17 protein-coding genes are annotated in these 16,106 nt (G+C 70.7%); 7 read left to right on the forward strand and 10 right to left on the reverse strand.

What is annotated here, in order from left to right; translation table 11 throughout:
• Window positions 1–18 precede the first annotated feature (18 nt).
• The 6 genes from ABC766_RS12980 to ABC766_RS13005 all read right to left on the reverse strand — a co-directional run bounded on the left by ABC766_RS12980 (window position 19) and on the right by ABC766_RS13005 (window position 3,992).
• On the reverse strand, window positions 19–519 hold the full coding sequence (locus tag ABC766_RS12980) for a hypothetical protein (RefSeq protein ID WP_345822421.1): 501 nt from the start codon (window positions 517–519) through the stop codon (window positions 19–21).
• 118 nt (window positions 520–637) lie between these two features.
• The gene (locus ABC766_RS12985; protein ID WP_345822422.1) at window positions 638–844 is read right to left on the reverse strand and encodes a hypothetical protein; all 207 of its coding nucleotides are present in this window, start codon (window positions 842–844) and stop codon (window positions 638–640) included.
• 91 nt (window positions 845–935) lie between these two features.
• Window positions 936–1,232: a hypothetical protein gene (locus tag ABC766_RS12990; protein WP_345822423.1), complete on the reverse strand. Its 297-nt coding sequence runs from the start codon at window positions 1,230–1,232 to the stop codon at window positions 936–938.
• A 146-nt stretch (window positions 1,233–1,378) separates the two neighbouring features.
• Window positions 1,379–3,637, reverse strand: coding sequence for a phage/plasmid primase, P4 family (locus ABC766_RS12995; protein WP_345822424.1), 2,259 nt, complete (start codon window positions 3,635–3,637; stop codon window positions 1,379–1,381).
• The gene (locus ABC766_RS13000) at window positions 3,634–3,780 is read right to left on the reverse strand and encodes a hypothetical protein (protein ID WP_345822425.1); all 147 of its coding nucleotides are present in this window, start codon (window positions 3,778–3,780) and stop codon (window positions 3,634–3,636) included. The genes ABC766_RS12995 and ABC766_RS13000 overlap by 4 nt, the downstream gene beginning before the upstream one ends.
• Complete coding sequence (locus ABC766_RS13005) at window positions 3,780–3,992, reverse strand: hypothetical protein (protein WP_345822426.1); 213 nt, start codon at window positions 3,990–3,992, stop codon at window positions 3,780–3,782. Before ABC766_RS13005 ends, ABC766_RS13000 begins: the two co-directional genes overlap by 1 nt.
• Window positions 3,993–4,411: 419 nt before the next feature.
• On the opposite strand from ABC766_RS13005, the gene ABC766_RS13010 reads away from it, so the two are divergent.
• From ABC766_RS13010 to ABC766_RS13020, 3 genes are all read left to right on the forward strand, one after another.
• Complete coding sequence (locus tag ABC766_RS13010; protein ID WP_345822427.1) at window positions 4,412–5,965, forward strand: PAS domain S-box protein; 1,554 nt, start codon at window positions 4,412–4,414, stop codon at window positions 5,963–5,965.
• Window positions 5,955–6,572: a response regulator FixJ gene (gene fixJ / locus ABC766_RS13015; RefSeq protein ID WP_043345590.1), complete on the forward strand. Its 618-nt coding sequence runs from the start codon at window positions 5,955–5,957 to the stop codon at window positions 6,570–6,572. The genes ABC766_RS13010 and fixJ overlap by 11 nt, the downstream gene beginning before the upstream one ends.
• Before the next feature lie 162 nt (window positions 6,573–6,734).
• The gene (locus tag ABC766_RS13020; RefSeq protein ID WP_345822428.1) at window positions 6,735–7,676 is read left to right on the forward strand and encodes a cyclic nucleotide-binding domain-containing protein; all 942 of its coding nucleotides are present in this window, start codon (window positions 6,735–6,737) and stop codon (window positions 7,674–7,676) included.
• Window positions 7,677–7,814: 138 nt separating this feature from the next.
• Here the strand turns inward: ABC766_RS13020 and hmpA are convergent, their stop codons facing one another.
• A complete protein-coding gene (gene hmpA, locus ABC766_RS13025; RefSeq protein WP_345822429.1) occupies window positions 7,815–9,059 on the reverse strand; it encodes an NO-inducible flavohemoprotein in 1,245 nt (414 codons plus the stop codon).
• A gap of 94 nt (window positions 9,060–9,153) precedes the next feature.
• On the opposite strand from hmpA, the gene ABC766_RS13030 reads away from it, so the two are divergent.
• The gene (locus ABC766_RS13030) at window positions 9,154–9,651 is read left to right on the forward strand and encodes an Rrf2 family transcriptional regulator (RefSeq protein WP_075381312.1); all 498 of its coding nucleotides are present in this window, start codon (window positions 9,154–9,156) and stop codon (window positions 9,649–9,651) included.
• 355 nt (window positions 9,652–10,006) lie between these two features.
• Complete coding sequence (locus ABC766_RS13035) at window positions 10,007–10,231, forward strand: hypothetical protein (protein ID WP_345822430.1); 225 nt, start codon at window positions 10,007–10,009, stop codon at window positions 10,229–10,231.
• Between the two features lie 264 nt (window positions 10,232–10,495).
• Here the strand turns inward: ABC766_RS13035 and ABC766_RS13040 are convergent, their stop codons facing one another.
• The 3 genes from ABC766_RS13040 to ABC766_RS13050 form a co-directional block, all read right to left on the reverse strand.
• Complete coding sequence (locus tag ABC766_RS13040) at window positions 10,496–11,248, reverse strand: helix-turn-helix domain-containing protein (RefSeq protein ID WP_182591223.1); 753 nt, start codon at window positions 11,246–11,248, stop codon at window positions 10,496–10,498.
• 92 nt (window positions 11,249–11,340) lie between these two features.
• Window positions 11,341–11,931 carry a class GN sortase gene (locus tag ABC766_RS13045; RefSeq protein WP_043353988.1) on the reverse strand — a complete coding sequence of 197 codons (591 nt, stop codon included), beginning with the start codon at window positions 11,929–11,931 and terminating at the stop codon, window positions 11,341–11,343.
• Window positions 11,928–14,120, reverse strand: a complete 2,193-nt coding sequence (locus ABC766_RS13050; protein ID WP_345822431.1) for a marine proteobacterial sortase target protein — start codon at window positions 14,118–14,120, stop codon at window positions 11,928–11,930. The genes ABC766_RS13045 and ABC766_RS13050 overlap by 4 nt, the downstream gene beginning before the upstream one ends.
• Window positions 14,121–14,371: 251 nt before the next feature.
• Here ABC766_RS13050 and ABC766_RS13055 point away from each other — a divergent pair, with 251 nt between their 5' ends.
• Window positions 14,372–15,103, forward strand: a complete 732-nt coding sequence (locus ABC766_RS13055) for an NUDIX hydrolase (RefSeq protein ID WP_345822432.1) — start codon at window positions 14,372–14,374, stop codon at window positions 15,101–15,103.
• 10 nt (window positions 15,104–15,113) lie between these two features.
• Complete coding sequence (locus ABC766_RS13060; RefSeq protein WP_043760252.1) at window positions 15,114–16,100, forward strand: SPFH domain-containing protein; 987 nt, start codon at window positions 15,114–15,116, stop codon at window positions 16,098–16,100.
• Window positions 16,101–16,106: the final 6 nt, after the last annotated feature.

The following is a 16,106-nucleotide window of genomic DNA, read 5'->3' on the forward strand; positions in this document are numbered from 1 at the left end:
AGCAGCGGGCGAGCGCGGTCATGACCTGCCGCCCGTGTTCGTGGTGATGCCGTAGCGGCGCCTCATGTCGGCGACCAGATCAACGGGTTTCTGGGAGCTCTGGCCGGCATAGGCACGACCGGCTGCCTGCGAGGCGATCGCCGTCCCCTGCTGCCCACCCACGGGCGTGATGCCGGCGCGGGCCAAGGTCCGGCGCATGCTGGCCGCGCCGAGCATATGGGGGTCGGTGGCGGCTGGGGCTGGCGTGGGCGGCGCCAACGGTACCGGTGTGGGTATAGGGTTGCTGGCCGTCGGCTGCGGCGTGGGATCCGTCGGGGCGTCCTCGGCCTCTGGCTCAACGCCGTCGAACGCGGCGATGTTGGCCTGGATCACGCGGATGGTCTCGGCCCGCTCTGAAGTCGCGGCTTCGCGCTGCTCCGCCTCAAGGTGGCCGAGGGTGCAGAAGGCCAGATCCCGGCCGGCCTGGTCCGTGATCGGCTTCCGGGCTTGGATAAGGTCGGCTTCGACATACCCGCGCATCGGCGACGCATCCTGCTGCTAAGCTAGAGGGGGCGGCACCCGCGACTTCCTGGTCCTCGACAACCCAGAGAGCCGCAGGTGCCTCGCCGAGCGCGGTAGGTCGCTCGGCGAACTGGGATCAGGCGGCCTCGCGGCGGCTAGCCAACCCGAGATCAGGAAGCTGCACTCCCTCGGCGGCCAGGCGCTCGCGCACGATCCGGCGCAGGAACTCGCTGGTGGAGACGCGGCGATTGCGGGCGGCCTGAACGATGGCACCCGAGAAGCCGTCTTCCGCGCGGAACTGGACGAACTCCGGATAGGTCATGGAGCGTACGGCAGTCTTCATCGCGCTGGCCTCGGGCTACGGCTGGAGTGTGCCGATGGTGCCCGAGGCGAAGGCCGCCGCGATACGTTGTCATTTCCGCGACGTGCATCGGTCAGTTGCGGATCAGATCAGCCAGGCCCTCGGCTAGGAAGTACGGCGCGACCGCCGGGCCGGCTCTATCGCCCGCGAGGTAGGACCGCAGCGCGGCCGCGTCGTCGTTCAGGAACATCGCCAGCGCGACCCGGGAGACGAGCCACGGGCCGCCAGCGACATGCCGTCCGATGTCATGGTCCCGACACCACATCCTGATGGTGCGCTCGGTTCGGGCGGCGCGAACGGCGGCCTCGGCGGTGGTGAGGCCCTCCCGACGGTCGAACGGGATTAGGCACCGCGGCAAGTCGCGTCGCATCGCGATGACCGGAGACATAGGATCCGGAGAAGGGGAGCGTGGGGAGGGTTGGGGACCGTTTTCTGTATCTCCCCACACGCGCGTGCGCGCGCGTACGTGAACACATACCGAGGAAGCTCCCCGACCCTCCCCGCGAGCTGTCCGGGTCATTCTGCGGCCTCATGGAACGGGCTGCGCACTGGGATCCGAAGGCCGCGGTAGACCATCGTTCCGTGGCTCTTGTGCTTCTGGAACCCCCGCTTCTCCATGCGGCTGGCGAAGTCTTTGTGGGAGCTGGCGGTCTCACCCGAGCGGCGGGCAAACGATTGCCAAGCGTTGAACAGCTCGGTGCTGGTAGCCGTCTTGAACTCGTTGCCAGGCTCGCAGTCACATTCCTCAGCTAGCCACAGCCCGAAGGCGTCCTGGGTCGCGAAGTACTCTTCCGTCGCGGCCTTATCGCGCTCCGACCGCACGAGGCCGTTCCGCTGCCAGTCTAAGCAGCCCTCGATCATCCAGCGCAGGATGCCCGGCCACTCGGCTTCGAGCTTCTGCGGCAGCAGCGGGTCTGTTACGAGTGGCTTGTTCTCGAAGGGCAGCATTATGAAGCGGCGACGCATAGCGGCGTCGACGCTATTCAAGTTCGGTTTGTTGTTCCCCGAGATGAACAACAGGAACTGCGGCACGTAGGTGAAATTATCGCATCGCATGAACCGGGCGGTGATCGGGTCGCCGCCGGTCAAGGATTTGATGCGGGCTTCTGCCCAGGCCCTGCCCTCCTCGGTCTCCGATGCCGTCACCAGCCGAGCACCCCGCAGCATGGCGAGATCGGTCGAGTGCTTGTCCCCGTGAGAGGCCATGAAGGCATCCACGGTGGCGGTCACCGCGTAGTCGCCGAGGATCCGGGTCAGGGTGTTGAGTAGGACGCCCTTACCGTTACCACCGTCGCCGAAGGCGAAGGGAAGGATGTGCTCCCGCGTCTCGCCGGTGAGCGCGATGCCGGCCAGCTGCCGCAGCAGCCGGATCATCTCCGGATCGGCCTTCGTTGCCTGATCCAGGAAGGCCAGCCACCGCGGGCAGTCTGGGGCTTGGGCCGGCGCGACGGTGGTGAGCTTGGTGACACCGTCTGCGGGATCCGGCTCGCGCAACTCGCCCGTGCGCAGGTCAACCGTCCCTCCGGGTGTGCCCAGCAGCCACAGGTTCGCGTCCCAGGCCTCCTGGGTCACCGCGAAGGCTGCATCGGTGCGGGCGAACTTCTCCACGCCCGCGGCGAACGCCGTCTTGCCCAGGACGGACTTGGCCTTCGGATCGTCACCCAGGGCCCGCCCGAGCTCGCGTGCCAGTTCTCGAGCCCAGCGGAAGGCTACGCCGACCCGGTTCTGCCGCCACGCGGCACCGGTCCACTCGAACCAAGCCCTGTGGTCGTGGCAGAAGCGCAGGCGGTCGGCATAGAGCTCTACGAAGCGGATCGTTGCCGAGTCCTCGGTCACCAACTCATCGGTGGGGGCGGCGAAGCGCGCGCGGCGCGGCTTCACCTTGGCCTTGTCCCAGCAGCGACGGACCTCCTCGGGTAGCCGACCATCGTACTTCTCGGCGATGCCAGCGGGGTGCTGCGTCAACAGCTCGACAATCTCGGCCACCTCCCAGCCAAGATCCTTGAACCAGCCGATCGCGTGCATGAACTGGTCGGACCGCTGGCCCTCCGGTACGCCGCACTCGACCAGCCGCATCAGGGCGGATGGCAGATCGCGCCGCTGTGCCGCGCGCGGCTCGGACGGCTCCGGATCGGCGGCCGGCGCGTTTGCCTCACCCACGAGGCTCGCTGCCTCGTCCAGCCATTCCACGGTGCTGTCGATTTCGGCATCCAGCTCGGCCAGATGGTCGGGCGAGCCCGGCAGGTGATCGCCGGTCACCACGACGTAGCGCTCGCAGCTCCGGTAGGTCTCGATGCGGCCGCCCTCCGCGCCGAGCACCGCCTGGTTGCGGTGGACTTTGGGGCCCGTCGCGCGTCCGATGATGCGCAGGCCCGTGCCCGAGGTAGTTACCTCAGCGTAGCTGCCCGACCGGCTGACCTGCGCCTGGGCCCAGGTCGCGATCTCACCCGTCCCCGGATCCCGGCAATCGTCCAAGTCGAACATGCCGAAGGTCGAGCCGGCGAGGGCGAAGCCGATGCCGTGCGCCTCTCCAGCCTCGTAGGCGGCTACCGCCACCTCGAAGGTGCGCCATGTGCTCGGCCGGCTGCTGGCCGCCTTGAAGCGCGGCGCGTCGGCGATGAACGGCACCTTGGTGAGCTTGCCGGACTTCGGGTGCGGCTCCCAGCGCCACACTAGCCAGCGGGCTTCGGCCCGCATGGCGTCCAGGGCGGCCGGCAGCGCCGGAAACTTGGTCCCGGGCTTCGGCAGGGGCGGGATCGTCCGCGGGGCGCTCACCGCGAGCTCCCCGTCTGGATGTGACGCTTCAAGGCGGCGATCGCTTGGCGCAGGCCGTCGCGGCAGGCCTGCATGTTCGAGTCACCGGGATCGTTCGACAGGAAGCGGAGCACGGCTTCGAGCTGGCATAGGATCGTCGGCATCAGGCGCCTCCCCTCAGGAAGGCCCGGGCCGCGGTGCGGCCGGCGAGCACGCCGACGACCAAGCCCTGGCTGTCCAGCACCGCAATCAGGGCGCTTGTCAGGGCCGGGCAGACCGTCCTATCGTTGCGCACGGTTTCTTTGCGGGAGCCGATCTTCTCAACGCCGTTGCGGGCCTTCACCCCCGCGACGGCGTTTCCTTTTGCACGAGGCACGATACGTTCCTTTCGTCGCTGTGCGACGAGGAACGAAGTTCAGCTAGATCAACGGGCTATCGATGCCTTCCAAGCTGAATACGAGGGTTCGATTCCCTTCACCCGCTCCATTCCAAAATCCGAAATCGCATCACGCGCTTAAACGTAACCGGCCGGCCCTTCCCGGGCGCCGCGCGGCCGCCCCCTGCGCCGTGCAAGCCGCGTTCCCGGCCCCGCCGCGCCGCGGGCAGCCGGATGCGGGGCGGAGGCGGCGGCGGCTCGAGGCCAGGATCGCGGGCCGCCAGGAGCCCCGCCGGCCAGGCCCTCCCGGAGGACCGACGACCGCGGTGCGCGCCGGCTGTTTCTTGATGGACCCGGCGTTGTAAGACGGGCGCCGACGATCCGGACGGATGACGATGCCGTCCCCCCGTACGGCCGACATGACGACGTCTGACCCTCCCAACGATCCGGGTTCCCGCGGCGACGACCCCTTCGACGCGGAGGGACTTCGGCTGACGCTCGACGAAGCGGGCATCTGCGGCTGGGCCCTCGACGTCCGGACCGGGCGCGTCACGATCTTGCCGTCCTGCATCCGTCTGTTGGGGGTGCCGCCGGACCGCCTGACCACCTTCGACGCGATGCAGGCCTTCGTGCATCCGGACGACCGCGCAGCCAGGGCGGACGCCATCGGGCGCGCGCTGGCGGAGGGCGGACGCTACGAGGTCGATTATCGGGCGGTGCATCCCGATGGACGCGTCCACTGGCTGCGTTCGCGCGGCCGCGTGCAGATCGGCGCCGACGGTCGGCCGTGCCGCCACCGCGGCGTGGTCTTCAGCATTCACGAACAGAAGCAGGCCGACGAAGACCTGCGGGCGCGCGAGGCGCATCTGCGCTCGATCCTCGACACGGTCCCCGACGCCATGATCGTCATCGACGAGCAGGCGCAGATCAAATCGTTCAGCGCGGCGGCCGTGCGGCAGTTCGGCTATGGACCGGACGAGATGGTTGGCCGGAACGTCAGCCTGCTGATGCCGGAACCCTATCGGAGCCAGCACGACGCCTACATGGCGCGCTACCGTTCGACTGGAGAACGCCGCATCATCGGCATCGGCCGCGTCGTGGTCGGCCAGCGCAAGGACGGCTCGACCTTCCCGATGGAATTGGCGGTCGGCGAGATGCGTTCGGGCGGCGTGCGCTACTTCACCGGCTTCATCCGCGACCTCACCGAACGGAACCAGACGGAGATGCGTCTGCAGGAGTTGCAGTCCGAGCTGGTGCACATGTCGCGCTTCACGGCCCTGGGCGAGATGGCATCGACGCTGGCGCACGAGATCAACCAGCCGCTGACGGCGATCGCGAGCTACCTCAAGGGCTGCCGCCGCCTCCTCGGGCGCATGGAAGGCCCGGAGGCGGCCCGGCTCTCCGACGCGGTGAACCAAGCGGCCGATCAGGCCCTGAGAGCCGGACAGGTGATCCGGCACCTGCGAGACTTCGTGCCGCGCGGCGAGAACGAGCGGCATATCGAAAGCCTGCCCAAGCTGGTCGAGGAGGCGAGCGCCCTCGCCCTCGTCGGCGCCAAGGAGAAGGGCGTGCGCGTCCGCTTCGATCTCGATCCGGATGCGCCGCTCGTGCTGGCCGACCGGATCCAAGTGCAGCAGGTCCTGCTCAACCTCATCCGCAACGCGATCGAGGCCATGCAGGACGTGACCCGGCGCGAACTCGTCGTCGGTACGCGGGCGCGTCCGGCCGAAGGCTTGGTCGAAATACGGGTGTCGGATACCGGGACCGGCATCGCGCCCGAGATCGCCGAGCAGCTGTTCCAGCCCTTCGTGACGACGAAGGCGAACGGCATGGGCGTCGGCCTGTCGATCTGTCGAACCATCGTCGAGGCCCACGGCGGCAAGATCCAGGCCTGCCCGGGTCCGGACGGCGGAACGACCTTCCGCTTCACCCTGCGCACGCTCGACCGCGAGGAGATGGCTCATGTCGACTGACGCGCCCGTGCACATCGTGGACGACGATCTCGCGGTGCGCCAATCCCTCGCCTTCCTGCTGGCGACCGACGGACTGGCGGTCCAGGTCCACGACTCGGCGACCGCCTTCCTCGCCGCGGGGACCGACCGTGTCGGATGCATCGTCACGGACGTGCGCATGCCCGACATCGACGGCGTCGAACTGCTGCACCGCCTCCGGCAGAGAGGCCGGATGCCGCCCGTGATCGTCATGACAGGCCATGCGGACGTCGCGCTCGCGGTCGAAGCGATGAAGGCCGGCGCGGTGGACTTCATCGAGAAGCCCTTCGACGACGACGTTCTTCTCGCCAGCATCCGATCGGCCTTGGCGCGGGCGGATCGCGCCCGGACGCGCGACGCCGAGGGGGACGCGGTGCGGGCGCGCTTGGCCGCACTCAGCGAGCGCGAGCGCCAGGTCCTGGAGGGACTGGTCGCCGGCAAGGCCAACAAGGTCATCGGGCTCGATCTCGGCATCAGCCCGCGGACCGTCGAGATCTACCGGGCCAACGTCATGTCCAAGATGCAGGCGGGCAGCCTGTCCGAGCTGGTGCGCATGGCACTGATCGCAGAAAGCCTGGAGGGCGACTGAAGACCGACGCGCGTTGCGTCCCTTCGAGATGCCGATTCCGGGATGCCTCAGCGGACGGGCTTCGACGCAGGGGCTCGCTCTTCGAAGGCATCCCCAATGCCCTCTCGGCGCCCGCCCACAGCCGGGCGCATGGCTGCAGGCCCGCCTCCGCGCCGACATCGGGTGGATCGGCGCACCGCAGTCACATCCGACCCCAGGGCGCTTGCCGGCCCCGGCGGTTCGCGTTCGCCGCGGGTCGGCGGCGCGCGGTCGATGCCGGATCGGGAGCGGGGTTGGGCCAAATCTGCAGTTGATATGCATCAAGGCCGGAATGCGCCCCGGTTCTCACGATGCCGAGGTCGAGTGGAAGCGCAGCTTGCCATGCGCGGAGAAGCGAACACCGATCCCGGAACGGGTGACAGCAGCAAGGAGGCACCGCGCATCCGCACCATGTTCCAGCACACGCTCGAGCACGAAGTGCCGGCGGGGACGATCCTTTTCGCGCAGGGCGAGGTCCCGACCTTTCAGATCGTCGTCCTGTCGGGATCGGTTCAGCTCTTCGGACGATCCCGCGATGGCCGCGAGGTGCTCATCGAAGTCGTGAGGGCGCCGGACCTGTTGATCCCTGCCGCCGTCGTGACCGCATCGCCGTATCTGATGCAGGGACGGGCTCCAGAGCCGACCCGCTTCCTGCTCATTCCGGCCGATGCGTTCCGCGACGCGGTGGAACGCAACCCGCATCTGGCGAAGGCGGTTCTGGAAACGCTCGCCGAGCAGTTCCGTCGGATGGTGCGACAGACCAAGAATCTGAAGCTGCGCTCCGCGGCCGAGCGCGTCGGATGCCATATCCTCGTCCTATCCGAACGGCAGGGCACGCCGGACCGCGCGATCCTGCCCTACGAGAAGCACATGATCGCGTCCGAACTCGGGATGACGCGCGAGTCCTTCTCCCGCGCCCTCAAAGCCCTCACCAAGATCGGCATCGGCGTTGCGGGCCAGGAGATCGTCATCCGCGACCGCGCGCGACTGACCGCCGTCGCCAAGCCCGACCCCATGATCGATCTGCCTGCCTTCGACGACACCGGTCGCCGGACCCTGGCCCTGATCGAGCGGTTGAAGGGATAGGGACGGCAGGGCGGCCCGCGGCGTTCGACGGCGGACGCCCGTTCCGTCGGCACCGGGCGGTCCGGCGCCCGCACGCGCGATCACGGGAGGCGGCAGCGCCGTTCGCGGCGCCGCCGACACCCGGCCGTGGCGCCACGATCAGGCGACGCGCCGCACCTCGTCCTCCAGCAATTCGTCCGCCGGCCCGAAGAATTCGAAGCGGACCCGTTCGGCCGGGACGCCGTGGCGCTGCAGGCCGTTGACGAGCGCGGCCAGAAACGGCTTGGGACCGCAGAGGTAGTAGACCGCTTCGGCCTGCGGCGTATTCGCCACGAGCCAATCCGCCGTGATGAGACCCGCCTCGTCGTAATGCTCACCACGCCGGTCCTGGGCGTCCGGCTGGGCGTAGAAGGTCCGGACGCGGATATGCGCGCGCCCCGAGGCTGCGGCGGCCGTCGCGTCCCGCAGCGCATGGACACGGCCGTTGAGAGCTCCGTGGACATACCAAGTCGGGCGCTCGGGCATCTCATCCGCGATGGCGGCCAGCATGCTCACCATCGGCGTCAGTCCGACGCCGCCGCTGACCAAGACCACGGGGCCGTTCGTCGACCGGTCGAGGAAGAAGTCGCCCGCCGGCGGTGCCACGCGCATGATCGTGCCGATGCCGGCCGCGTCGTGCAGCCAGTTCGAGACGACACCGGCCGGCGCACCGGGCGCGTTCTCGCGCTTGACGGTGATGCGGTAGACGCGGTCGTTCGGGGCACACGAGACCGAGTAATTGCGTTTCAGAACGCCCTGGCCTGGCAGGTCGAAGAGGAAGCCCAGGTATTGACCGGGCTGGTGGCGCAGCACGGGCCCCCCATCGACCGGCGCCAGCACGAAGGAGCGGATCGTCTCGCTCTCCTGGGTCACGCTCTCGATCTGGAACGCGCGCCAGCCGGTCCAGCCTCCAGGCTTTGCAGCGTGGTCGCGGTAGATGGCCGCCTCGCGCCCGATCAGGATCTCCGCCAGGAGCCAGTACGCGTCTCCCCAGGCCGCGCAGATCTCGGACGTCGCCGCATCGCCCAGAATGTCGCCGATCGCGCCGAGCAGCGCATCCGCGACATGCGGATAGTGCTCGGGGAGGATGTTGAGCGCGACATGCTTCTGCGCGATGCGCTCCACCGCCCCGCCGAGAACGCTCAGATTGTCGATGTTACGAGCATAGGCCAGCACGGCTTGCGCGAGGGCCTTCGGCTGCGAGCCCGCTGCCCCATGGTGCGACTGGTTGAAGAGGTCGCGCATCTCGGCGTTCTCGAACAGGCGCTCGTACATGCGCCGCGTGATGTCCAAGCCTCGCGCCTCCAGGGCGGGAATCGTGGCTTTGATGAGGGCGACGGTGGGGGGACTCAGCGGGGCAGGCATGGCGGTCCTCAAGATGCATATTACATGCACCTTATGACGGCCCATTTTTAAAGGTGCAATCGTCATGCACCTTAAGGGCTGTTACGGAGTTGACATGCGGCTGACCCGCTTCACCGATTACGGCCTGCGCACTCTGATCTATCTCGGCTCGCTGGGCCCCCGGCAGGGCTCCATAGCCGGCGTCGCGGCGGCCTACGGGATCTCCGAGCATCACTTGGTGAAGGTGGTGCATCAGCTGGGCCGCCTGGGATTGATCCGGACGACGCGTGGCCGGGGCGGCGGCTTGCTTCTGGGCCGGCCTGCGGACCAAATCCGCGTCGGAGACGTCGTGCGGGCCATGGAGGAGGATCTGGCGCTGGTCCCCTGCTTCGCCGGTGCGGCCTGTGCGATCACGCCCGCGTGCCGCCTCAAGGGTGTCTTGAACGAAGCGCTCGCCGCGTTCCTCGCGGTCCTCGACCGACATACCCTCGCCGACCTGCTGGAGCCGAATGCCGGGCAGGATCTCGCAGCCCTCCTGGGCATCGATCCCATGCCGTCGATCGACGAGCCCGCCTCGCGCATGCCTCGACGCCCCGTCGACCCGGTGCGTTGATCGACGGTTGCTCAGCCTCGACGCCGCGATGTGATCACCAACGCCATCGCAAGGCCGGACGCCCGCAGCATCGGAGCATGGGCGAGCGTCGGCGCGCTCCGGACGCGGGCTCGGAGCCCCACCGGATGCCGACTCGCCTCGGTGATCGCGGCGCAGTCGTCGCGATCGAAGCGGCAGGTCTTCATCTCTGCCGTCGCGGCTCCGGAGCCCAGGGCAGGACGGCACCGGCGATAGGACCTCGCCCGGACGCAGGCTATAGTGCTTCTATACGATTTGATCTCTCGAACGCTTTGGGGCTGCCTGCGCGACGCCGATCGATAATTCGGCATTCAACCATCGATATCGAAAGGTCGCGATGATGAAGAATGTGCCAGAGATCCGCGAATTGACGGATGAAGAGATCGATCGTGTCGCCGGCGGCGTGAGCGACGACGCACTGTACGGGGCAGCGATCGGCCTCGCCGTGGCCAGCGTCGGCGCGCTGATCGCGGTGCCGACCATGGGAACGAGCACGACGCTCTGCGTGTGGGGGGCCTCCCTCGCCTCGTCGGCGCTCGCCTACAACATCGCGGCCCAGTAGCGCGGCCTCAACCCGGCTGCCCGCCGGGTCCGGAGAGGGTCTGCTCACGGAGCGGCCCTCTCCAAGGACCGAGGCTTCGACGGGCACCCGAACGGGCGCAGGGTCTTCGGCCGGCCGGCGCCTACGCGAGGGGGGCCGACCCGGCGCGGGACGCCTCCTGTCCGCAGCCGGCGCAACGCGCGGTCGGCCGAACGCGTCGGCTGCTGTGTCGACCGGCCCATCACGGCCAGGGGCGCCGGCCCATCCGCATCGCGCCCGGCCCCGTCAGGCGACACCCGTGAAGAAGGTGGCGTAGCCGTCCTCGTGCACGCGGGCGAGATAGGCGCGGTACGGTGCGAAGCCCGGCTCCTCGGGTCCGATGCGCCCGTAGCCGAACGCGCCGGCCTGCTCCGGAAGCAGCGCCAGGGGCGCCGCGGCGGGGGTCAGCTGGGTGCCGCGCCCCGCATGGAGCGTCGTCAGGACCCCGTACATCTCGCCCTGGATGTTCGGGCGGCACAGGACCGCCAGGCGATGCTGCCCGTGCCAGTTGGTCACCAGATAGATCATGCCCGACTGGCTCGGCACGGCGACGCTGCCGGATTGCGCGAAGGGGGCGTCGAGCCGCTCGGCCTCGCGGAACACGAGGCGGGCCGATTCCGCGTCCCAGGCGATCTCGGTGCGGTAGGCGAAGATCGCCCCGGCCGTCCCGAAGGAGGGCCGCAGGGTGAGATAGCGGCCCTCGATCCAGGCCACGCTTTCCCGGGAGTAGGAGCCGAGTTCGTCGGGCGCGTGACGGGCCGTCTCCGGAGCCGGTCGCCCCGGTTCCTGGCGGAGGGATTGGCCCAGGGCCTCCTCCAGCCGGATCGTCGTCGCCAGGGTGAAGGGCCGGCGGCCGGCGAGCGCCTTCTCCAGGGTCGAAATGCTGATCCGGGCCTCCTCGGCCAGCGTCTGCCGGGAGATGCGCCGGCGGGCCAGCGCCTCGCGCACGGTCTGGGCAATGGCGCGGCTCTGCGCCTCGGACAGTTCGATCTCGCTCACAGGCACGGCTCGCGCGGGCTTGATCCGGACAGATCCGCACGAAACCGCACAATTGCGCAAGCGCGGCCAAGCTGGCCATCCACGGCGGCCCGTCAGGAACGACCCGCCTCCGACGCCAGCTCCGTCTCGACGATCAGCCGGAGCGGTCCGGCCCGAAGCGCCTCCAGGGGCCAGCAGGTGACGAGGTCGAGATGCCGGCCGGCCGCCTGCGGGTCGATGCCCGAGGCGTCCCACCGCGCCACCCGCGTGCCGGTGACGCGGAAATGGCGGGTCCGGCCGTCGCGGCCCGTCACCGTGACGGGATCGCCGGGCCCGAGGCGCCCCAGCACCGCGAACTGCGTGTCGCGGTGGGCGGCGAAGATTGCGGTGCCGGGCGCGCCGGCCTCCGGCGTCCCGTCCAGGTGGCCCGGGCCGAAGGCCAGGGCCTGGCCGCTCCCGCCCCGCAGCACCACGAAGCTGCGGCCCGCGACCGTGAGCCGGGCGACCGGCTCGGTGTCGGCCCAGGGCCAGGGCTTGGCGGGGTGCCCCTCGGCCAGCGTGCGGGCGAAGGCGCGCTCCAGCAGAACCTGCGCCAGGGCGGCCTTGGCGGGGATCCAGGCGGCCTGCGCCGCCAACCCGAGCCCCCCGAGGGTGAGGAGGGCCGCGAGGGCCCTCCCCAGTCCGGATACCGGAGAGCGGCTCATCGCGCGTCCCCGATCAGCCGGACGCCGCGCCGCTGCAGGCCAGCGCCCAGCAGGAGACCCAGGAGGGCGAGAAGCAGGCCCAGGCCGAGCTGCGCCAGGATCCCGGCCCCGGTCTGCGGGAGGTCGACGCCCGCCTCGCCGGCATGGATCGGCACGATCCGGGCGGCCTTGTCGTCGGCGGGCGCTTCGCCGCTCCGGTCCGTGCCGAACACCTTGGCGAAGTCCCAGCCCGCCGGCAGGTTCAGCGGCAGGTCGGCGGCGACCAGCGGCGTGCCCGGCGCCCGGCGGGGCGTGGCGTCGATGGCCACGAGGCTGGTCAGCCGCGTCGTCAGGCCGTGCTCCAGGGCCAGCGCCAGGATGGTGGCGTCGGCCGCCTCCGCGCCGAGGCGTCCGGTAATCCGCGCGGTCTCGGTCTCGCCGATCCGGGAGCGCGCCCAGACCTTGGAGATGCCGGCGCCCGTGCCGGCCGCGGCGAGGGGCAGGGTCCGGGTCCAGGTCCGGCCGCCCACCCGGCCCGAGACGGTCACGGTCCCGTGGGCGATCCCCTCGGCCGCCTCCGGCAGCTGCGCGGCGAAGACCAGCGGCTCGCCGCGATACAGGTCGGGCAGCGCGCCCGGCGTGACGGCGACGCCCGGGACCGAGAAGGTCGCGGTCAGGTCGGTGACGGCGGGGGATTCCAGCTTCTCGTAGAGCGCGCGGGTCCGTTCGCCGACCAGGGCGAGGTCGCGGATCTCCGTGAAGCTGCCGCGGCCGATCTCGGCGGCGTGGCGCATCAGGTGGCCGTTGGGCGCCGAGCCGATGCCGACCATGAACAGGCGCGTGCGCCCGAGATTGGCGTGGATCGCCGCGAAGATCCGCTCCTCGTCGCCGACGGCCCCGTCGGTGAGGAACACGACCTGGCGCACGCGCCCGTCGTCCGGATGGGGATCGGCCAGGGCCGCCTTGAGCGGCGCCAGCATCTCGGTGCCGCCGCGGGCCTCCAGGGCGGCGACGAAGCGCTCGGCTTCCGCCAGGGCCGCCCTCGTCGCCGGGACCGGCTCGGGATGCAGCGCGTCCCAGGTGTCGTCGAAGCGGATGACGTTGAAGCGGTCCTGCGGCGTCAGACGCGCGAGGCCGGCCAGCAGCCCGGCCTTGGCCTGCCGCATCGAGGCGCCGGACATCGAGCCGGAATTGTCGATCACGAAGGTGACGTCGCGCGCCGGCCGGGTGGCCGCGTCTGCCTCGAGCGCCGGCGGGTTCACGGCGGCCAGCAGGTAGGTTCGGCCGGCCACGGTCTCGCGGAACAGGCCGAGGCCGGGCACCCGGCTCGGAGCGGGCTCCCAGGTCAGCTCGAGGTCGCGGTCGGCCGGCACGACGCCGTCGGCCAGCGTGACGGTGCGCGCCTCCGGGCCGGTCTCGGTCACGCGGATCGCGTGGGTAGCGCTGCGGACGGCGCCGACGGCGAAGCCCGCCTGGAGCCGCACGGTGACGGCGACCGGGTTGGTCGGCGGGGACAGGGCCGGGTCGAGCACCGGCGGGCTGATCCGGGCGCGATCCGGAACCGGGTCGCGGGCCGCCTCGGCCACGCCGTCGAGGGAGACCGCGTCCACCGCGGCGGGGGCGGGAGTGTAGCGGGGCGCCACCACCAGCGGCAGGCGCAGCGTCCGCGTCTCGCCGGAGACGGGGATCGTCTGCTGATAGGTGATCTGGACCACCACCGTCTCGCCGGGGCCGATATTGGCGACCGCGTTGGTGAAGATGTTGGGCCGCTCCTGCGCGGTCAGGGCCGCCGACTGCCCGGCCGCCTTCGCGGCCTCGTAGGCGCGTTTGGCCGCCGCCCGCTCGCGGATGTCGGCCACGATCACGCGGTTGCCGACGACGAGCTTCATCCCGTCGACGGCCGCGTCCTCCGGCAGGGGGTACACGTAGGTGCCCTCGACCCACTCCGCCAAGGTGTTGCGGAAGGCCTGGGTGACGGTGGCCCGGGCGGTCGGGCCGCTGACATCGACGCTGATGTCGGTGGCGAGCTGGACGGCCTCGACCGGCGCGGTGCCGGCCGGCCCGCGCAGCATCAGGCCGCCCCGCGCCGGTCCCGGCGCCGCGTGGGCCGAGGCGAGCATGACGAGGAGCGCCAGCAGCGCGAGGAAGAGCGGTGACAACGCGGCGTTGCGGGGGGGCTCGACCGCGGATCGAGGAGCGAAGAACGGCATCGGGGAAACCTCCTGCGCCGGCGGATCGAGGCCGGCTCGCCGCTGAAGCTCCCGCGCCCGCCCCTCTGCCGCCACGAGAAGCTTCGCCCTTTTACAGGCTCGGCCCGCACCCGCCGGCCGCGCCGCGGCGGATCTGTGCGGAGCCGGTGCGGAGCTGTGCGCCCGGCGGCGCGTCCTGACGGATCCGCCGCCGCCTTGACATATGCGCAACCTGCGTCTTAGTTATGCTCAACCTGAGTATAAATTGAGCGATGACCGAATCCGAGTTCCTGGCAGGCTACGATCCTACGGCCTACGAGCGGCCCGCCCTGGCGGTGGATCTCGTCCTGCTGGGGATCCGGGCGGGGCGGCTCGCCGCTCTCCTGCTGCGGCGGAGCCAGCAGCCGCAGGCGGGCCTCTGGGCCCTGCCGGGCGGGTTCGTGGGCATCGCCGAAACCCTCGACGCCGCCGCGGAGCGCGTCCTGCGCGACAAGGCCGGGATCGGGCGGGCGCGGCTCGAGCAGCTCTACACCTTCGGTGCCGTGGACCGGGATCCGCGGATGCGCATCGTCTCGGTCGCCTACCTGGCGCTGCTGCCGGAGGCGGCCTTCGCCGAGGCCCTGGCGGGCGGCGCCGCGCTGACGGCGGCGACGCTGGTCGTGCCCTGGGCGGGCGAGGCCGGCGGCCCGGTCTCGGCCGTCACGGAGGACGGCGCCCCCCTCGCCCTCGCCTTCGACCACGCCGACATCCTGGCGCTCGCCGTGAAGCGGCTGCGCGGCAAGCTCGACTACACGGATGTCGGCTTCGCGCTGCTCCCGGAGCACTTCACCCTCCGCCAGCTCCAGGACGTGCACGCGGCGATCCGCGGCGCGCCCCTCAACAAATCCGCCTTCCGCCGCCGCATGCGCGACCGGGGCTGGATCGCGCCGACGGGCGCCCGCGAGGCCGGGACGGCGTTCCGCCCCGCCGAACTCTTCCGCTTCGACAGGTCGGGTCAGTTTTGAGGAGACCATCATGGCCACGGTCCGCAACATCGGTGTGATCGCCCAGCTCCGGAGCGAGGCGAGCAGCCACATCATCCGCTTCCGCAACGGCCGGGTCCGGCAGAGCGGGCGGGGGCTGGTCTTCTGGTTCCGGCCCGAGACCGCCAGCATCAGCGAGGTGCCGGTGGACGACCGCGAGATGACCCTGTTCGTCCGCGGCCGCAGCCGGGACTTCCAGACCGTCGTGGTCCAGGGGACGATCGGCTGGCACGTCGTCGATCCCGAGCTGCTGGCGAGCCGGGTCGACTTCTCGATCGACCTCCGCACCGGGCGCCTGCAGGGCGAGCCGATCGAGCGGATCGAGGCGCGCCTCGGCGGCATCGCCGGCCAGGCGGTGCTGCAATATCTCGGGGCGAGCCCGATCGGCGCCCTCCTCGACGCGGGGCCAGAGCCGCTGCGCGCCGTTCTGGAACGGGTGCTCTTCGCCGCCCCGGCACTGGCCGAGATCGGCATCGCGGCCGTGGCGGTGCGGCTCACCAACCTCGCGCCGACGAGCGAGCTGGAGCGCGCCCTGCAGACGCCGACCTTCGAGGCCCTGCAGCAGAAGGCCGACGAGGCGACCTTCGCCCGGCGCGCCCTAGCGGTCGAGAAGGAGCGCGCCATCGCGGAGAACGAGCTCGCGACCAAGACCGAGCTGGCCCGGCGCGAGACCGTGCTGATCGCGCAAGAAGCCGAGAACGCCCGCGACCGCGCCGCCGGCGTCGCGGAGGCCCGCGGCCTGGAGGCCGCCGCGGAGGCCGAGCGGATCCGGCTCGTCGAGGGGGCCCGGGCCGAGGCGGAGCAGCGCCGCGCCGCAATCTACCGGGACATGCCGCCCGCCGTCCTGCTGGGTCTGGCGGCCCGGGAACTCGCCGGCAAGCTGGAGACCATCGAGCACGTCAACGTCACGCCCGACCTGCTGGCGGCCGTTCTCGGCGAGTTCCGCGGCGCATTGCCCGCGCGGCTCGCGCCGCGCTGAGGAGGC

This window comes from Methylobacterium fujisawaense (genome assembly GCF_039619325.1).
Lineage (GTDB): Bacteria > Pseudomonadota > Alphaproteobacteria > Rhizobiales > Beijerinckiaceae > Methylobacterium > Methylobacterium fujisawaense.

Coding starts and splice junctions, on each gene's coding strand:
- hmpA (WP_345822429.1), bottom strand. CDS start 9,059: ATGCCTGCCCCGCTGAGTCCCCCCACCGTCGCCCTCATCAAAGCCACG.
- ABC766_RS13055 (WP_345822432.1), top strand. CDS start 14,372: ATGACCGAATCCGAGTTCCTGGCAGGCTACGATCCTACGGCCTACGAG.
- ABC766_RS12985 (WP_345822422.1), bottom strand. CDS start 844: ATGAAGACTGCCGTACGCTCCATGACCTATCCGGAGTTCGTCCAGTTC.
- ABC766_RS13035 (WP_345822430.1), top strand. CDS start 10,007: ATGATGAAGAATGTGCCAGAGATCCGCGAATTGACGGATGAAGAGATC.
- ABC766_RS12990 (WP_345822423.1), bottom strand. CDS start 1,232: ATGCGACGCGACTTGCCGCGGTGCCTAATCCCGTTCGACCGTCGGGAG.
- ABC766_RS13000 (WP_345822425.1), bottom strand. CDS start 3,780: ATGCCGACGATCCTATGCCAGCTCGAAGCCGTGCTCCGCTTCCTGTCG.
- ABC766_RS12980 (WP_345822421.1), bottom strand. CDS start 519: ATGCGCGGGTATGTCGAAGCCGACCTTATCCAAGCCCGGAAGCCGATC.
- ABC766_RS13030 (WP_075381312.1), top strand. CDS start 9,154: ATGCGGCTGACCCGCTTCACCGATTACGGCCTGCGCACTCTGATCTAT.
- ABC766_RS13010 (WP_345822427.1), top strand. CDS start 4,412: ATGACGACGTCTGACCCTCCCAACGATCCGGGTTCCCGCGGCGACGAC.
- fixJ (WP_043345590.1), top strand. CDS start 5,955: ATGTCGACTGACGCGCCCGTGCACATCGTGGACGACGATCTCGCGGTG.
- ABC766_RS13060 (WP_043760252.1), top strand. CDS start 15,114: ATGGCCACGGTCCGCAACATCGGTGTGATCGCCCAGCTCCGGAGCGAG.
- ABC766_RS13050 (WP_345822431.1), bottom strand. CDS start 14,120: ATGCCGTTCTTCGCTCCTCGATCCGCGGTCGAGCCCCCCCGCAACGCC.
- ABC766_RS13045 (WP_043353988.1), bottom strand. CDS start 11,931: ATGAGCCGCTCTCCGGTATCCGGACTGGGGAGGGCCCTCGCGGCCCTC.